Genomic DNA, 16,138 nt, shown 5'->3' on the forward strand with positions numbered 1-16,138 from the left:
CCGAAGAGTCCCTGTCGATGCTAACGCTAGAAACCCTAAAGCCCACCATTGAAGCGAATGTCCGTCTTGCAATTGAAGAGGACGTCAGTACAGGTGACATCACGGCGGAATTGATCCCAGAGAGCCAACAGGCTAATGCCGAGATCATCTCACGCGATCAAGCGGTGATTGCCGGCAGTGCTTGGGTCAATGAGGTCTTTAAGCAGGTCGATCCGACCGTAGAGGTAGATTGGAAAGTGGCAGATGGGGACTCCGTCGCACCGAACACACTGCTCTTCACTCTAAAAGGTTCGGCCAGAAGCCTATTGACCGGAGAGCGCGCAGCACTGAACTTCCTTCAAACGTTATCAGGCACTGCCACCCTCGCCAAACAGTACTCTGACAAGGTCGCCAACACCCCAGTTAAACTCTTAGATACGCGCAAGACACTTCCGGGGCTGCGTTTGGCACAGAAGTACGCCGTCACCTGCGGCGGTTGCTACAACCACCGCATCGGTCTGTTTGATGCGTTTCTAATCAAAGAGAATCACATTCTAGCGGCCGGCGGCATTGAATCCGCCATCTCACAAGCCAAGTCCAACCACCCAGGCAAACCGGTGGAGGTCGAAGTCGAAAGCTTTGACGAGTTAAACCAAGCCCTAGAAGCGGGTGCAGACATCATCATGCTCGATAACTTCACTCCCGATCAGATGCGCGAAGCGGTTGCCTTGGTTGATGGCAGAGCCAAACTGGAAGCGTCCGGCAACATCACCGACGACACCCTGGTGAGTTACGCCGAAACCGGAGTCGACTACATTTCGATTGGCGCGCTCACCAAGCACTGCCGCGCGATTGATCTATCAATGCGGTTGGTCTAGTTCAGATAAGTAATATCGTAGGAGCGATCTCGCAGAGGTCGCGATAGTGCCGGTGACTGGCTTCAGCCTGTCATCCGCCGTTAGAATTTATTACCTATCTGAAAAAAACCGATAAAGCAGATGACAGGCTGAAGCGAGTCACTGGTGTTTTTTAAAAAATTTTATTGCATACCAATCGCGGCCTTTTCAAGACCGCTCCAACAAAGTGACAGATACAAATCTCGTGCCGATTCGTCCACGTCCGATCGAGAGTGAGTACGATGGTTTTTCACGGTTAAGAGTTCAATCGGCTGAGGCTCGGATGGCCGAAGTCTGCAACGGAGGCAGGAGCCGACTTATTGCCATGGAAGGCATGTATTCCGTTAATGCAGGAGCAATTAACGGTTTGCAGTGTCCTATTGGACTTCAGTGAAAAATCATTGAACGGAGCGTGCCGCAGGCCGAGTGAGCGTGGTCAGTTTTTGCTTACTTTTTGCTGACCAAAAAGTAAGGTTGATCGCCTTTAGGCGATTAGAAAGTTCTGGCTTTAAATGAGTTTGCCAACAAACTCAATGCCGAGTCGGTGTATGTTCAAACTCTTCCGGACTCATACCCGAACTGAAATCCTCAATATCCGGCTGTGTCGCAACCTTGTACCCTTCGCTTGCCCACTCGCCTAGGTCAATCAACTTACAGCGCTCTGAACAGAATGGGCGGTACTTGTTTTCGGTGGAGTACTCGACCTTCTTTTCGCAGGTGGGACATTTAACTTTCACGGGGGCTCCTGTAGGATTATGTCTTTGGTTGGGTGATCAACTGATAATAGAGCGCATCCACCTGAGAATAAAGCTCATCCAGAGTGCCAGTATTGCTGATCACATAATCGGCCCGATCAATTCGAGATTGACGATCCATCTGAGCGGCAAGAATCGAGTCGACCTGCGCTTCACTGACACCGTCACGACTCAAGGTTCGCTGTCGTTGTACCTCGACCGGCACATCGATCACTAGCGATGCATCAATCTCTTGGTAGTGCCCGCTCTCAAACAGCAAGGGTACAACCACCAACGCGATTGGGGTCTCGGCGTTTAAGGCACGTTCCATAGTGGTTTGACGAATCAGTGGGTGCAACAAAGCCTCTAACCACTGACGCTCATTAGGATCTTTAAAGACCCTCTCACGCAGTGCCGCACGATTCAACTGGCCATCATCTTGAATCACTTCAGGCCCAAAGTGCTGTTCAATCTGAGTCAGCGCCGGCTGACCAGTCTCCACCACTTCGCGCGAAATAAGATCGGTATCCACAAGTGTCGCACCTAGGGACTCTAAACGATCAGCGGCGGCCGTTTTACCGCTGGCTATGCCGCCAGTTAGCCCCAAAATAAACGGAGGCATTAGAGGCCCAATCTCGTTTTCAGTGCGGCGATAATCGGCAGATTTGCTTCTGGAAATTGGTAGGAGTCCATCTCAACAGGGTTGATCCACTCAATGGGTTGGCCTTCTAAACCGGAAGCCTCGCCACTGAATGAGCTGACCACCCAGACATCTAAGACCACAGATTTATCACTGTAGTCGTGCTCAATGCGGACCAGAGGCTCACACTTCACAATCTCAATACCGATCTCTTCTAGCAGTTCACGCTTAAGTGCTGTCTCAACCGTTTCATCGGTCTCTACCTTACCGCCCGGAAACTCCCAAAGCCCGCCTTGATGCTTGTCATCGGGGCGCTTGGCAATCAGCAGTTGGCCTTGTGGATTCAATATTGCAGCGGCGGCAACCAGTATCTGTTTCATAGCGAGTCTTTCAACAATCTCTTATGAACGGTAGTCAGCATTGATCGACACGTACTCTTTCGAAAGGTCAGTCGTCCAAACTGTCTCGCTCGCACTACCTCGGTTGAGCACCACGTGAATCAGAATATCCTCCTCATTCATCACAGCCTGCCCCTGCTCTTCGGTGTAACTAGCCGCTCGACCACCTTTCTCGACAATGCAGACATCGCCTAAGTAGATTTGCAGCGCGTCCAGATCAAGGTTTTCAATGCCGGCACGACCCACACAGGCCAAGATACGGCCCCAGTTAGGGTCACTGGCGAATAGAGCGGTTTTCACCAGTGGCGAATGAGCAATGGTGTAAGCAACATCCAACGCCTCTTTTGACGTTTCAGCCGAGTCGACACGGATCTCAACAAACTTCGTTGCGCCCTCGCCATCACGCACAATCAACTGAGCGAGTTGCAACATAATACGGTTAAAGGCTTCAACAAAGGCCGTTGCTGCAGCGCTGTCCGCCTCTATTCGAACCCCAGAAGCACCCGTCGCAACCAGAGTACAGCTATCATTTGTCGAGGTGTCGCCATCGACAGTGATGCGGTTAAAGGATCGTTCCGTCGCAGCACTCATCCACGACTGCAACAAGACCTGATCAATCTCGGCATCGGTCGCCACATAGCCGAGCATTGTCGCCATGTTTGGCATGATCATCCCTGCACCTTTGGAGATGCCGGTAATCGTGATGGTTTTGCCATCCACTTCGATCTGCTCAGAGGCTGCTTTAGCACGGGTATCGGTCGTCATAATGCCCCAAGCAGCATCCAACCAGTTGTCCTCTTTAAGATCGGCTAATGCCGCATCTAATGCACCAACGATCTTATCGACAGGCAGAGGCTCACCGATCACGCCCGTTGAGTAGGGCATCACCTGAGACTCGGCAACACCCGCGCGCTGTGCAAGCTCTGCACAGACCGCTTTAGCATCCATCATCCCCTGCTCACCAGTACCGGCATTCGCATTACCCGTGTTAGTGACCAAGTAACGCACCTGACCCGTCGCCATATTGGCTTTCGCTAAATGAACAGGGGCCGCACAGAAAGCGTTCTTAGTAAAAACACCGGCCACTGATGCACTCTCTGGAAACTCCATCACCACAATATCGCGACGCCCAGGCTTCTTAATGCCCGCACTGGCAATACCAATTTTGAAACCTGCAACAGGGTGGAGCGTAGGAAGAGTGTCAGGACCGACAGCCATGGAGAGTTCCTCGGAGTTAAAATAATAGGCCATTATTTTAATGGGTTTGATCTGTGCCAGCTAACTATTTTTGTGTTGTTGTTTTGGGAAGATCAAGGGCAATCTATCCGACTAGCGTCGGCTAGCCTTCTTCTTTGTGTGAGCAAAGAAGAAGCAGGGCCGAAAGTGTGCTCCTGCACTTTCGGCATTCACCACATCCTGTGGATCAAACACACCCCGCTCCTTCGGCCTTCGGCACACTGCGCGCGATACTCTTTTTCTAACATCGAAAGGCACATTTCAGACAGATGATTTGCACCTGCATCATCTGCATACAAAACGTCGTGTTTCTAAGCCTGCTCCGTGCAGGCGCTGAAACTCTCGCCCATCCGGGGCTCGATCCTTTCAACGTCTTAACGAAAAAGAACACCGTGCTCGTTCTCAGTCGGACGGGGATAAATCGGCACAAGATTCGAATCAGGCACTGTTGGAGCGGTCTTGAAAAGGCCGCGATGGGTATTAATGGGGATCTAGCCAACAGCAGCGGTGTCTGGCTTTAGCCTGACATCCACTCTTTCAACGTTTTCCAGATCGCCGGTTAAAATCTACCAGCAGATGACAGACTGAAGCCTGTCACTGGAGGATAGAAAACTATCCTCCTACAACCTGTCCAAGCTGGAAGATCGGTAGGTACATAGCAACAACCAAACCACCAACCAAGGTACCTAGCACCACCATGATCAGCGGTTCTAACAGGCTGGATAGGTTATCGACGGCGTTGTCGACGGACGCTTCGAAGAACTCGGCGACTTTATCGAGCATGGAGTCAAGTGAACCGGCCTCTTCACCGATGGCGACCATCTGAACGGTCATCACGGGGAATACACCGGTCATATTGATCGCATTTTTCAAGGATTGTCCGGCAGCAATACCATTGCGGATCTGCATGATGGCATCGTGGAACACCACGTTACCGGCGGCACCCGCACAGGACTCAAGAGCCTGCACCAACGGCACACCCGCCGAGAACGTCGTCGCCAGTGTCCGGGCAAATCGAGCAACCGCTGCGTTATAGAGTATGCCACCAATCACTGGGATTTTAAGACTGGCTCGTTCGACGGAGTCTCTGAACTTCTTCGAATGGATCATGCCGCGCCGGAAGAAGTAGCCACCGACAAACAGCAGGCCCAGCACATAGAGCCAATAACTTTGCGCGATCTCAGAGAGATTAACCACGAACTTAGTAAAGGCGGGCAAGTCGGCACCGAAGCTGCCGAAGACATCCTCAAACACCGGCACCACTTTAACCAACAGAATCGCGGTTACTAGAAGACCGACCACAATAACCGCGGTTGGGTAGGTCAGTGCTTTTTTGATCTTGGCTTTAAGCGCTTCACTCTTCTCTTTGTAGAGTGCCAAGCGATCCAGCATCGCCTCTAGGGAACCCGACTGCTCACCAGCAGCGACCAAGGAGACGTAGAGATCATCAAAATATTGCGGGAAACGAGACAAGGCAGTGGACAGGTCCGAGCCACCATTCACATCCGCACGAATATCGTAAATCAGTTTCTTCAGTTTCGCCTTCTCAGCACCCTGACCGACGATATCCAAACCCTGTAACAGCGGAACGCCCGAGCGCATCATAGTGGCCATTTGACGTGTGAAAAAGGCAATATCGATCGGTTTAATCGGTTTATCTTTGTTGGAGAAGATCGAAACGCTCTGTTTTTTGACCTTGTCGTAGTTGATCCCCTGCTTACGCAACTGGATCTTCGCTTCAGAGAGCGTCAACGCATCAACGGTCCCTTTACTTTTGTTACCGGCTTTATCTTTACCGGTCCAAGCAAAGGTCAGAATTTTTGGCTCTTTGTATTTTTTTCGCGTTGCGGTCTTCGCCATTCAGAGTACTTCTATCAAATAATTAAGCATTAATGATCAGTTCTTAATAACGCGGTTCATCTCTTCGAGACTGGTCAGTCCCTCAGCAACCTTTTTAAGTCCTGCTGTCCTAAGCGTAGCAAAGCCTTCACGTTTCGCCACCTCAAGGATGTCGAGCGACGAGCCATTCTCCATAATGCACTCAGCCACCGCCGGCGTCACTTCGAGCATCTCATAGATACCGACACGCCCCCGGTAACCACGGTTACAGCGCGAACAACCCTCTGGGTTATGCTCAAACAGATGCAAATCAGCCAGTTGCGACTCCTCAAAGCCCTGCTCTAATAGAGTCTCATGTGGGATATCGGTCTGCTTTTTACAGCCGGTGCAGAGTCGACGTGCCAGACGCTGCGCAATAATCAAAGTAGCTGAGGTGGCGATATTGAACGATGCGACCCCCATGTTACGTAGACGCGTCAGTGTCTCTGGTGCCGAGTTGGTGTGCAAGGTCGATAACACCATGTGGCCTGTCTGAGCCGCTTTAATCGCGATCTCGGCAGTCTCCAAGTCTCGAATCTCACCGACCATGACGACATCAGGGTCCTGACGCAGGAAGGCGCGCAGCGCTTCGGCAAAGGTTAAACCCACTTTTGGATTCACATGGACCTGGTTGATCCCATCCATGTTGATCTCGACCGGATCCTCCGCGGTGGAGATGTTTCGCTCCTCTTCATTGAGGATGTTCAAACCGGTGTAGAGCGTCACTGTTTTACCCGAGCCGGTGGGACCGGTAACCAGCACCATCCCTTGAGGACGAGCCAGAGTATCTAGGTAGAGCTCACGCTGACCTGGCTCAAAACCCAGTGCATCAACGCCCATCTTGGCACTGGAGGGATCCAAAATACGCAGTACGATCTTCTCACCCCAGAGGGTCGGAAGGCTATTCACACGAAAATCGATCGAGCGTTTAGCTGAGATCTTCAACTTGATACGGCCATCCTGCGGCACACGACGCTCAGCAATGTCCATGTTGGACATGACCTTAAGACGCGCAGAGAGGCGCGCTGCCAGGTTTCTAGGCGGCGAGCTGACCTCTTGCAAGATACCATCGATGCGCGAACGGACGCGGTAGCTCTTCTCATAGGGCTCAAAGTGGATATCGGACGCACCACCATTGATGGCATCCAACAGAATCTTGTTGATAAAGCGAACAATCGGAGCATCGGATGCGGCGTCTTCGGCACTGCTCTCCTCTTTCGGCAGCTCTGTATCGCTCACTTCGAGGTTATCTAAGTCACTATCACCCAGATCACCAAGGGAGGCGGAACTGTCCTCGGAATCGAGTACCATCTCGATCTTGCGAGTCAGCTTGTCTTCTTCCACCAATATCGCTTCGGTCGGAAGTCCGCTGGTAAAGCGCATCTCATCGAGGGCTTTGATATTGGTCGGGTCTGAGATCGCCACATAGAGACGCGAATTACGCTTCATCAGAGGCAGTGCGTGGTGGCGAACAATCACCTTAGAGTCGACCACATCTTTAGGGATTACATCTAATGGGATCGCATCTAGATCCAATACAGGAAGACCAAACTCTTCAGAAGCGGCACTGGCGGCACGACGCGCACTGATAATACGGTTGGCAATCAAGTAGGAGATAAACGAACGCTGCTCGGCACGCGCTTTAAGCAGGACCTGTTGCGCCGTATCGGCAGAAAACACACCGTCACTGACCAACCGCCTCGCTAAACCGCTTAAGTTACTCGATGCCTGCACAGATGATTCCTAAATAATGGGTCAAAAATTCTCTATTAACTCTCCTAATTATGGCAAAGAAATCGAATTCTGCACCTTTAAACGAAAAAAAGTGAATCAAATCAGGGTTTTTCAAATTAATTTATATTTTTTTTAATTTTTACTTGGAACTTCCCAAATCTGGTCTACTTTAAAGGTAACGGATTGAGAAGCCCTCAGGGAGGGTTCAAGTGGCACAAAGGATGTACCGCTTAATGTATTTAATAGTTAACTCACTGGAGAGTTTCTTATGATGAAGAAAACACAAAAGGGCTTCACCCTAATCGAATTGATGATCGTAGTCGCAATCATCGGTATTTTAGCTGCGATCGCATTGCCGGCTTATAATGAATATGTAACCGATTCTCGAAACAATGCATGTCTTGCTGAAGCTAAAGGTCAAGCTAATAAACTATTGATTGATACAGCTAGAGGTGATGAATATACTGCACCAACAGGCGCACTTGCGTGTGACTGGTCAGGTTCGACTACAAGCACGTGGGCTAGCTCTGCAGTTAATACAACTACTGAACTGAAAGTTGAGGTAAATGGAACATCTAGCTCAGCTTCGTGTTTTGTAGGTGGCATATCATCTGGAAATTGTTCTATTCAATAATAGTTTATAAATTTTCAGAGGCCGCATCTGCGGCCTTTTTCTTTAGTCGAGTTGTTCTTACTCTCCCCTCATACTACACTGCGCCTCAATTGATTAATGAGGTCTCCCCTTGAAAAGCTACAAGCGTCTTACCCTGCTGATTCTGATTATCTTAGCTGCTGCAGTTACCTACTACATTGAGAGTGGCAAGCCGGAAGTGTCGCTGCAGACTCGTGCACAAGTTGAGACGGAACTCGCCAAAGACCCCACTTTCCCTGCTCGCCCTGTCTGGTGGGATAAGGGACATATTTTAGGGGTGGGTGTTCTACCCAACGGCCAAAACCGCAACAGCGACGCCGAACGCGTCTGCCAACTACTGACCCGCTACGACATCAAACCGGCCGAGGTTCAGGTGTTTGATGTACTGCAGATTCAAAATGATGATGAGTGGGTACAGATTGGTGGGGCTGTTTGTAGCCGGTAGTTCGGTTGGAGCCTTATCGAAGATGAGGCGATCTTCGGTGACAGGCCTTCAGCCTGTAATCCGCTGTTAGACTCTCAGACAATCTGGAAAACACCGATATAGCAGATGACAGGCTAAAGCCAGTCACCAGAGCTAAAAGCTAGATCAAAAGCTTTCTACTCGCCTAAAGGCGACCAGCCTTACTTTTTTGTCAGAAAAAAGTAAGCAAAAACTGACCACGCTCACTCGGCCTGCGGCACGCTCCGTTCAATGATTTTTCACTGAAGTCCAATAGGACACTGCAAACCGTTAATTGCTCCTGCATTAACGGAATACATGCCTTCCATGGCAATAAGTCGGCTCCTGCCTCCGTTGCAGACTTCGGCCATCCGGGCCTCAGCCGATTGAACTCTTAACCGTGAAAAACCATCGTACTCACTCTCGATCGGACGTGGACAAATTGGCACGAGATTAGAAACAGGCACTGTTGGAGCGGTCTTGAAAAGGCCGCGATTATTTTTTGTATGAATCTAGCTATTAGCACCGGTGTCTGGCTTTAGCCTGACATCTGCTATACCGGTGTTTTCCAGATAGGCATTAAATTCTGCCTGCGGATGACAGGCTGAAGCCAGTCACCGGCACTATCGAGATTGGAGGATCGCCGTTGGAGCTAGAGGAAGTGGTGGGCCCAGCAGGACTTGAACCTGCGACCGATCGATTATGAGTCGAGCGCTCTAACCAACTGAGCTATGGGCCCTAAGAAGCGCGCCCATAATACCTAGCTGGTTTTATGGGCGCAATAACTTATAAATCAAAGATTTATTCGTCGATGAAACCACGTAGGTGATCAGAACGACTTGGGTGACGAAGCTTGCGCAGTGCTTTCGCTTCGATCTGACGAATACGCTCACGCGTTACGTCGAACTGCTTACCCACCTCTTCTAGAGTGTGGTCAGTGTTCATATCGATACCAAAGCGCATACGAAGTACTTTTGCTTCACGAGCAGTAAGACCCGCCAAGACAGCACGAGTCGATTCACGTAGGCCTTCACCCGTTGCTGAATCGATCGGTGAGTCCATCGTTGTATCTTCGATAAAGTCACCTAGGCTCGAATCTTCGTCGTCACCGATTGGAGTCTCCATCGAGATCGGCTCTTTAGCGATCTTCAATACTTTACGGATCTTATCTTCCGGCATCTCCATACGCTCTGCCAGCTCTTCCGGTGTCGCTTCGCGACCCATCTCTTGCAGCATTTGACGCGAGATACGGTTCAGTTTGTTGATCGTCTCGATCATGTGAACTGGAATACGGATAGTACGTGCTTGGTCGGCAATCGAACGAGTGATCGCCTGACGGATCCACCAGGTCGCGTAGGTCGAGAACTTGTAACCACGACGGTATTCAAACTTATCAACCGCCTTCATCAAGCCGATATTACCCTCTTGGATCAGATCCAAGAACTGCAGACCACGGTTGGTGTACTTCTTAGCGATCGAGATAACCAGACGTAAGTTGGCTTCAACCATCTCTTTCTTCGCGCGACGTGAACGCGCTTCGCCGATCGATAACTGACGGTTAACCTCTTTGATCTCGGTTAGATCAATGTTTAGCTCCTCTTCAACGGCAACCAGACGACGCTGTGCACGTTTAAGATCATCTAGGCTTGCTGAGATCGCATCAGAGTATGGCTTACCCGCTTTAACGAGATCATCGAAGTAATCAGGATTAGTTTCATTACCTGGGAAGGTTTTAATGAACTGATCACGCGGCATACGGCACTTCTGAGTACACATACGCATGATGTTGCGCTCTTGTGTACGGATACGATCGATGTAGCCACGAACACGGCTAACCAACATATCGTAGTAGCGTGGAGACAGTTTAACGGGAGCAAACACCAGTGCTAGCTCTTCAAGGGCTGCACCAAATGCTGATGAATCACGACCTTTGCTCTCTGCTTTAATCAGTTTAGCCAGAGCCTCTTCGATGGCACCGAAACGTTCAGCCGCCTCTTCTGGGTCTGGACCACGATCCTTTTCTGAATCATCATCGTTGCTGTCGTCGTCATCCGAATCATCGTCTGCGTCTTCAATCTCCTCCTCTTCAGGAACAGGATTGTTATTGGCGATTTCAGCATCAGGATCGATGTAACCGCTGAACAAATCGCTTAAACGACCCTCCTCTTCAACGGTCGTTTTGTAGGCATCAAGCACCAAGGCAACACTGCCTGGGAACTGAGCAAGCGCACCCATGACACCACGGATACCCTCTTCAATACGTTTCGCAATTTCGATCTCGCCTTCACGAGTCAGCAGCTCAACGGTACCCATCTCACGCATGTACATGCGCACGGGATCGGTAGTACGACCGGCATCCGACTCCACTGCAGCAAGAGCGGCAACCGCCTCTTCGTCAGTGTCGTCACCTGCATCACCATCGGTCATTAGAAGGGTCTCAGCATCCGGCGCAACTTCAGACACAGAGATACCCATGTCATTGATCATGCGGATGATATCTTCTACCTGATCGGGATCGGCGATATCTTCAGGGAGGTGATCGTTCACCTCAGCGTAGGTCAAATAGCCTTGTTCTTTACCTTTAGCGATAAGTTCCTTAAGGCGTGATTGCTGCTGTTCAGTGTTGTCAGACATTTAAAATCCTGTGTCTAGCCACGTTGGGCGCGCAAAAATTGCAAGCGACGAAGTATAGCTAAAAAGTTCAACCTCTGCCAGTTAAAGACGGATTAACGGCAGGGTTATTAATAGTTTATAAATGGGGACAGAGCGAAGGGTTTACAAGGCCTTACGCGCCAAGAGTTGCGCCAGCTGTTGTTTCTCTTCGTTAGTCAGTGGTCGCTCACGCGAGAGACGTGTCAATTCAGCCAATTCGTGCTCGTATTTACGTGATAATAAGCGCCCCATGGCATCATCCAGCAACACCTTGGCATCGACATTGTCGAGCACTGGATCGACCTGTGAGATCTCATTGAGCATTAGCAGATTGGGCGCCATTTCTGGGTCACGCTGCCAATCCAACAGCAGCGTACCTAGGCTAGCATCGGGAGTGGTCTGCAGGTAGCTGAGCAACTGCCTAAGCAGCGATATATTCTCAACGTAGAGCCCTTCCAATTCAGTCGCCTGAACCACCTGATGCGCTAAGTCAGGACGGTGCAGCAGTATCGAGATTGCAGAGTTAACCAAGTTGATCTTAGTACTGATACCCGATCTCACCGGCCCTGAAGCTTGTGAAGTCTGAGAGGAGTAAGAATCTGAGTAGCTCGGCTCCGATTCGAAATAGCGCGGATGCTGATACTCACCCGAGTCATAATCCGGCATCGACTCTGGCTTATACGAGGGTTTGGGTCGAGCGGCAGGCTCAGGCGCGATCGTCTCCACTTTGGAGTGCAGGTTAGCGATAGTATCCAACTGTTCTATTGTTAAGCCGGTCATCTCGGCAACCCGATCCAACATCATCTGCTGCAGCACTGAGGTCTGCATGCTACGAATTTTTGGCAGTGCTTGAGTCGAAAAGCGAGCTCGACCATCCATCGAGGTGAGATCGATATTGTCACTCAACGCTTTAAAGAAATACTCACTGAACGGCAGAGACTCATCAACTCGTGCCGTAAAGGCATCCAGGCCCTCACTGCGTACCAGTGTGTCGGGATCTTCACCATCCGGTAAGAAGAGAAAACGGGCTGTTAGGCCATCTTTCATGACCGGAACACAGGTATCCAACGCACGCTTAGCCGCTTGGCGCCCTGCGGCGTCACCATCAAAGCAGAAGATCACTTCGGTCACTATCTTAAAGATGCGCTCGAGGTGAGCTTCAGTGGTTGCAGTACCCAAGGTTGCCACCGACCAGGTTAAACCGTGCTGCGCCAAACTCACTACATCCATGTAGCCTTCCACGATCAGCAGACGCTCTAATGAGCCGGTATGCTGACGCGCCTCATAAAAGCCATAAAGCTCTTTGCCCTTATGGAAGGTATCGGTCTCTGGAGAGTTAAGGTATTTCGGTTTTTCGTCCGTTAATACACGCCCACCAAAACCGATGGTACGGCCACGCATATCACGGATTGGGAACATAATACGGTCACGAAAACGGTCGTAACGACGGCCGCGCTCTTCGTTTTCAACCATCATGCCGGACTTTAGCAGCAGCGAATCAGCATCTTCAGTCTCTTTGGCAATATGTTTCTGCAGATTATCCCAACCCGGAGGGGCATAACCCAATTGAAAACGCGCAGCGATCTGACCACTTAGGCCACGCTCTTTCAGATAGGCTACTGCTTTGGCTTTGTCGCTATGATTGCGCAACTGCTGTTGGTAAAAGGCGTTAGCACTCTCGAGCAGATCGAACTGTTTCTTGACCTGTTTCTCATAAGCCACATCGCGCTGACGGTCATGCTCACGAGGCACATCCACACCAACAGTGCGCGCTAACTCTTCAATCGCTTCAGGAAAGTTGAGCTTTTCATACTCCATAACAAAACCGAGCGCATTGCCGCCAGCACCACAACCAAAACAGTAGTAGAACTGTTTATCAGGACTGACCGAAAACGACGGGGATTTCTCTTTATGGAATGGGCAGAGTGCGGAGTAGTTTTTACCGGCACGCTTAAGCTTGATACGCGAATCGATCACATCAACGATGTTTACTCGCGCTAAAAGGTCATCTATGAAGTGCTGCGGAATTCTTCCTGACATTCAACTGCTCGCTGTCTGTTCCAGCGAACACTCTATCAGAGTTTCGCTTTGACCTTACCTGAAACGGCTCCCATGTCGGCACGACCTTGAAGTTGCGGCTTGATGATGGCCATTACTTGGCCCATCGCCTGCATGCCGGAAGCATCGGTTGCAGCAATTGCTGCATCGATAATTGAATCGATCTCTACATCACTGAGAGGCTGCGGCAAGAAAGTTTTAATCACCTCCGTCTCTTGCTGCTCCTTTTCCGCCAGTTCAGGACGCTCAGCCGCCTGATACTGGGCAATCGAGTCTTTGCGCTGCTTGACCATCTTGTCTAGCACCGCGAGCACGCGATCATCATCAAGTTCGATGCGCTCATCCACTTCGATGCGCTTTAACTCAGCCAGCATCAATCGGATCGTTCCAAGACGCACTTTATCTTTAGCGCGCATTGCAACCTTCATTTCATCAGTAATCTGACTCTTCAATGAAGACATCTTAATAACCTAATCTATCGTTTACTACAAAGACTCGACCACAAGGAATCTAGTCTGCGTCTTTACTTAATTAGTAAAGGCGAACGCGACGAGCGTTTTCACGCTGAAGCTTTTTAGCGTGACGCTTAACTGCTGCTGCAGCTGCACGCTTACGAGCAGTTGTTGGCTTTTCGTACGCTTCACGTTTACGAACTTCAGCTAGGATACCTGCTTTTTCGCAAGAACGTTTGAAACGACGTAGTGCAACGTCAAATGGCTCGTTATCTTTAACTTTAACGGCTGGCATGTTTTCCAATTACCTTTCAAGTTTGGTTTAAATTAACCTCGGACGTAATTTTCCGAGGGCGCCAAATAATACAGAGCACCACAGCTGATGTAAAGCAATTTAACGCTTCACTAACTAGCCAGATTTCTGAATAATATGAGGCACCATTAATAGCACTGATTAAGGCCAGCTCTGAATGCTTGTACTCGGTATTGAAACCTCCTGTGATGAAACCGGCGTAGCGCTCTATGACAGCGAACGCGGCCTTTTAGGTGACGCGCTCTACTCGCAAGTAGAGATGCACGCCGAGTATGGTGGCGTCGTACCAGAACTCGCCTCGCGAGATCACGTGCGCAAGCTAATCCCACTGATTAGAGAAGTCTGTAAAGAGGCAGAGTGTACGTTGCACTCTATTGATGCCATTGCTTATACGGCTGGCCCCGGTCTAATTGGTGCCCTGATGGTCGGTGCCTCTACCGGTCGGGCATTGGCTCTAGCTCTAGGTATCCCTGCGGTGGGCGTCCACCACATGGAGGGCCACCTATTAGCCCCGATGCTAGAGGAGACACCGCCCAGCTTTCCTTTTGTCGCGCTTTTAGTGTCAGGTGGCCACACCCAGCTCGTCAGCGTCAAAGGGATCGGCGAATACTCACTGCTGGGCGAATCTTTGGATGATGCAGCCGGCGAAGCCTTTGATAAAGCGGCCAAAATGATGGGGCTGGACTACCCTGGTGGCCCGCTGATCGCCAAACTGGCCGAAAATGGCAACAGCGATCGCTATACTTTCCCAAGACCGATGACCGATCGTCCTGGGCTCGATTTTAGCTTCTCAGGTTTAAAGACCTTCACCTTGAACACCGTCGAAGCAGCAAAACGCGAAATGGGCGAACTGGATCAACAAACCTCAGCTGACATTGCGGCCTGTTTTGAAGATGCCGTGGTCGATACATTGGCGATTAAGTGTCGCCGTGCGATTCAACAGACCGGTTTTAAAGAGCTGGTGATCGCAGGTGGTGTTAGCGCCAACAAAAAACTTCGTAAAAAATTGGGCGATATGGCCAAAAAAGAGGGCGCTAAACTCTTCTACGCCCGCCCCAAGTTCTGTACCGACAACGGCGCGATGATTGCCTATGCAGGCACTCAGCGCTTGATGGCTGGAGAGCGTTCACCGCTCGCCATTACAGCCCAGCCACGCTGGCCAATGGAGACACTGCCAGCCCTTGGTTCAGTTGGAGAGGTGCAATGATGGACACTATCTTTATAAAAAATCTTAGATTCGAAGCGATCATCGGCATCTATCCGCATGAGCGGACAGAACTTCAGCCTATGGTGATCAATTTAGAGATGGCCAACGACATTCGTGACGCGGCCAAGAACAATGATTTAGAGGCCTCTATCAATTACGCCGCCGTCAGTGAAGCGGTTATCCAGTTCTGCCAAGAGGCCAAAGCGGAGCTACTAGAGACGCTCGCCGAAAATCTATCCGAGTTCTTAATGGCTCAATTCAATATTCCTGGACTGCGTCTTGAAATCGGCAAACCGATCGCCGTAGCTGAAGCGGAACTGGTCGGCGTTCGAATTGCTCGCGGAGTAAGTTTCTAGTGCACCACATTCTGCTCGGCGTCGGTAGCAACCATCATGCTGAATCCAACATTCGCGCCGGCCTAGAGCAGCTCACTCACTTTTGCAGCAACATCGAACACTCACCCTGCTATCGAAGCTCCGCCATCGATCCTACTCAACCCGACTACCTCAATCTCGTCACCAAAGCTGAAACAGAACTAGACCAAGAGTCCTTGATTAGTGCACTGAAGTCGATCGAGATTCAGCAGGGACGAATGAGTGGTCGCTACTGCGCTCTCGACATCGACCTGCTCTGTTTTGACCAAGAGATCGTCGAATCTGAACAGTTCAACCTGCCACACAAGGACCTAGAAAACTACGCACACGTGTTACTGCCAGCCGCCGATCTATGCCCAAACCAGCAACACCCAACGCTTGGTTATACCTTTATTGAATTATGGAATAAAAAAAGGGATCAGTTGCTTGAAAATCAATCCCTTTACCCGCACTCTTTATAGATCAGAAACAAGATAAAACCTTACATTTCAGA

Annotated in this window: 17 protein-coding genes and 1 tRNA gene; 7 read left to right on the forward strand and 11 right to left on the reverse strand. The window is 50.3% G+C overall.

Translation table 11 applies throughout. The annotated features are described in order from the left end of the window. The first annotated feature begins 17 nt into the window (after positions 1-17). Positions 18-857, forward strand: a complete 840-nt coding sequence (gene nadC / locus XMM383_RS06655) for a carboxylating nicotinate-nucleotide diphosphorylase (protein ID WP_173494720.1) — start codon at positions 18-20, stop codon at positions 855-857. Positions 858-1,062: 205 nt separating this feature from the next. Then, positions 1,063-1,269, forward strand: coding sequence for a hypothetical protein (locus tag XMM383_RS06660; RefSeq protein ID WP_173480424.1), 207 nt, complete (start codon positions 1,063-1,065; stop codon positions 1,267-1,269). 136 nt (positions 1,270-1,405) lie between these two features. Here XMM383_RS06660 and yacG read toward each other — a convergent pair whose 3' ends face one another. From yacG to pilB, 6 genes are all read right to left on the reverse strand, one after another. After that, positions 1,406-1,612, reverse strand: coding sequence for a DNA gyrase inhibitor YacG (gene yacG / locus XMM383_RS06665; RefSeq protein WP_173480423.1), 207 nt, complete (start codon positions 1,610-1,612; stop codon positions 1,406-1,408). A gap of 16 nt (positions 1,613-1,628) precedes the next feature. Beyond that, a complete protein-coding gene (coaE, locus tag XMM383_RS06670; protein ID WP_173494721.1) occupies positions 1,629-2,231 on the reverse strand; it encodes a dephospho-CoA kinase in 603 nt (200 codons plus the stop codon). Further along, a complete protein-coding gene (mutT, locus tag XMM383_RS06675) occupies positions 2,231-2,629 on the reverse strand; it encodes an 8-oxo-dGTP diphosphatase MutT (protein ID WP_173494722.1) in 399 nt (132 codons plus the stop codon). Before mutT ends, coaE begins: the two co-directional genes overlap by 1 nt. Positions 2,630-2,650: 21 nt before the next feature. Continuing rightward, the gene (argJ, locus tag XMM383_RS06680; protein WP_173494723.1) at positions 2,651-3,865 is read right to left on the reverse strand and encodes a bifunctional glutamate N-acetyltransferase/amino-acid acetyltransferase ArgJ; all 1,215 of its coding nucleotides are present in this window, start codon (positions 3,863-3,865) and stop codon (positions 2,651-2,653) included. 630 nt (positions 3,866-4,495) lie between these two features. After that, entirely contained in the window at positions 4,496-5,743 is a 1,248-nt protein-coding gene (locus XMM383_RS06685; protein ID WP_173488528.1) for a type II secretion system F family protein, read from the reverse strand. Positions 5,744-5,779: 36 nt separating this feature from the next. Next, the gene (gene pilB, locus XMM383_RS06690; RefSeq protein WP_173494724.1) at positions 5,780-7,495 is read right to left on the reverse strand and encodes a type IV-A pilus assembly ATPase PilB; all 1,716 of its coding nucleotides are present in this window, start codon (positions 7,493-7,495) and stop codon (positions 5,780-5,782) included. 268 nt (positions 7,496-7,763) lie between these two features. Here pilB and XMM383_RS11870 point away from each other — a divergent pair, with 268 nt between their 5' ends. Both XMM383_RS11870 and XMM383_RS06700 read left to right on the forward strand, forming a co-directional pair. Further along, positions 7,764-8,129, forward strand: coding sequence for a type IV pilin protein (locus XMM383_RS11870; protein WP_371731651.1), 366 nt, complete (start codon positions 7,764-7,766; stop codon positions 8,127-8,129). A gap of 109 nt (positions 8,130-8,238) precedes the next feature. Further along, entirely contained in the window at positions 8,239-8,592 is a 354-nt protein-coding gene (locus XMM383_RS06700) for a hypothetical protein (RefSeq protein ID WP_173494725.1), read from the forward strand. Positions 8,593-9,251: 659 nt separating this feature from the next. Here the strand turns inward: XMM383_RS06700 and XMM383_RS06705 are convergent. The 5 genes from XMM383_RS06705 to rpsU form a co-directional block, all read right to left on the reverse strand. Continuing rightward, a tRNA-Ile gene (locus XMM383_RS06705) sits at positions 9,252-9,328 on the reverse strand. A 62-nt stretch (positions 9,329-9,390) separates the two neighbouring features. After that, entirely contained in the window at positions 9,391-11,223 is a 1,833-nt protein-coding gene (gene rpoD / locus XMM383_RS06710; protein ID WP_173494726.1) for an RNA polymerase sigma factor RpoD, read from the reverse strand. Positions 11,224-11,364: 141 nt separating this feature from the next. Then, positions 11,365-13,281 carry a DNA primase gene (dnaG, locus tag XMM383_RS06715; protein ID WP_173494727.1) on the reverse strand — a complete coding sequence of 639 codons (1,917 nt, stop codon included), beginning with the start codon at positions 13,279-13,281 and terminating at the stop codon, positions 11,365-11,367. Between the two features lie 35 nt (positions 13,282-13,316). Then, a complete protein-coding gene (locus XMM383_RS06720) occupies positions 13,317-13,760 on the reverse strand; it encodes a GatB/YqeY domain-containing protein (protein ID WP_173494728.1) in 444 nt (147 codons plus the stop codon). Positions 13,761-13,830: 70 nt separating this feature from the next. Beyond that, positions 13,831-14,046 carry a 30S ribosomal protein S21 gene (gene rpsU / locus XMM383_RS06725; RefSeq protein ID WP_169451420.1) on the reverse strand — a complete coding sequence of 72 codons (216 nt, stop codon included), beginning with the start codon at positions 14,044-14,046 and terminating at the stop codon, positions 13,831-13,833. 175 nt (positions 14,047-14,221) lie between these two features. Here rpsU and tsaD point away from each other — a divergent pair, with 175 nt between their 5' ends. Genes tsaD through folK form a run of 3 tightly spaced genes read left to right on the forward strand, consistent with a single transcriptional unit; the run spans position 14,222 to position 16,106 of the window. Then, a complete protein-coding gene (gene tsaD / locus XMM383_RS06730; protein ID WP_173480407.1) occupies positions 14,222-15,271 on the forward strand; it encodes a tRNA (adenosine(37)-N6)-threonylcarbamoyltransferase complex transferase subunit TsaD in 1,050 nt (349 codons plus the stop codon). Beyond that, complete coding sequence (folB, locus tag XMM383_RS06735; protein WP_173480406.1) at positions 15,268-15,627, forward strand: dihydroneopterin aldolase; 360 nt, start codon at positions 15,268-15,270, stop codon at positions 15,625-15,627. The genes tsaD and folB overlap by 4 nt, the downstream gene beginning before the upstream one ends. Then, entirely contained in the window at positions 15,627-16,106 is a 480-nt protein-coding gene (gene folK, locus XMM383_RS06740) for a 2-amino-4-hydroxy-6-hydroxymethyldihydropteridine diphosphokinase (RefSeq protein ID WP_173483869.1), read from the forward strand. Before folB ends, folK begins: the two co-directional genes overlap by 1 nt. Positions 16,107-16,138 lie beyond the last annotated feature (32 nt).

This window comes from Marinobacterium sp. xm-m-383, assembly GCF_013283255.1.
GTDB lineage: Bacteria > Pseudomonadota > Gammaproteobacteria > Pseudomonadales > Balneatricaceae > Marinobacterium_E.

Bases quoted from the DNA above. Each gene is read 5' to 3' on its own strand.
- XMM383_RS06685 (WP_173488528.1), bottom strand. From the start codon at position 5,743: ATGGCGAAGACCGCAACGCGAAAAAAATACAAAGAGCCAAAAATTCTG.
- dnaG (WP_173494727.1), bottom strand. From the start codon at position 13,281: ATGTCAGGAAGAATTCCGCAGCACTTCATAGATGACCTTTTAGCGCGA.
- coaE (WP_173494721.1), bottom strand. From the start codon at position 2,231: ATGCCTCCGTTTATTTTGGGGCTAACTGGCGGCATAGCCAGCGGTAAA.
- nadC (WP_173494720.1), top strand. From the start codon at position 18: ATGCTAACGCTAGAAACCCTAAAGCCCACCATTGAAGCGAATGTCCGT.
- tsaD (WP_173480407.1), top strand. From the start codon at position 14,222: ATGCTTGTACTCGGTATTGAAACCTCCTGTGATGAAACCGGCGTAGCG.
- XMM383_RS11870 (WP_371731651.1), top strand. From the start codon at position 7,764: ATGATGAAGAAAACACAAAAGGGCTTCACCCTAATCGAATTGATGATC.
- XMM383_RS06720 (WP_173494728.1), bottom strand. From the start codon at position 13,760: ATGTCTTCATTGAAGAGTCAGATTACTGATGAAATGAAGGTTGCAATG.
- mutT (WP_173494722.1), bottom strand. From the start codon at position 2,629: ATGAAACAGATACTGGTTGCCGCCGCTGCAATATTGAATCCACAAGGC.
- folB (WP_173480406.1), top strand. From the start codon at position 15,268: ATGATGGACACTATCTTTATAAAAAATCTTAGATTCGAAGCGATCATC.
- argJ (WP_173494723.1), bottom strand. From the start codon at position 3,865: ATGGCTGTCGGTCCTGACACTCTTCCTACGCTCCACCCTGTTGCAGGT.
- rpsU (WP_169451420.1), bottom strand. From the start codon at position 14,046: ATGCCAGCCGTTAAAGTTAAAGATAACGAGCCATTTGACGTTGCACTA.
- rpoD (WP_173494726.1), bottom strand. From the start codon at position 11,223: ATGTCTGACAACACTGAACAGCAGCAATCACGCCTTAAGGAACTTATC.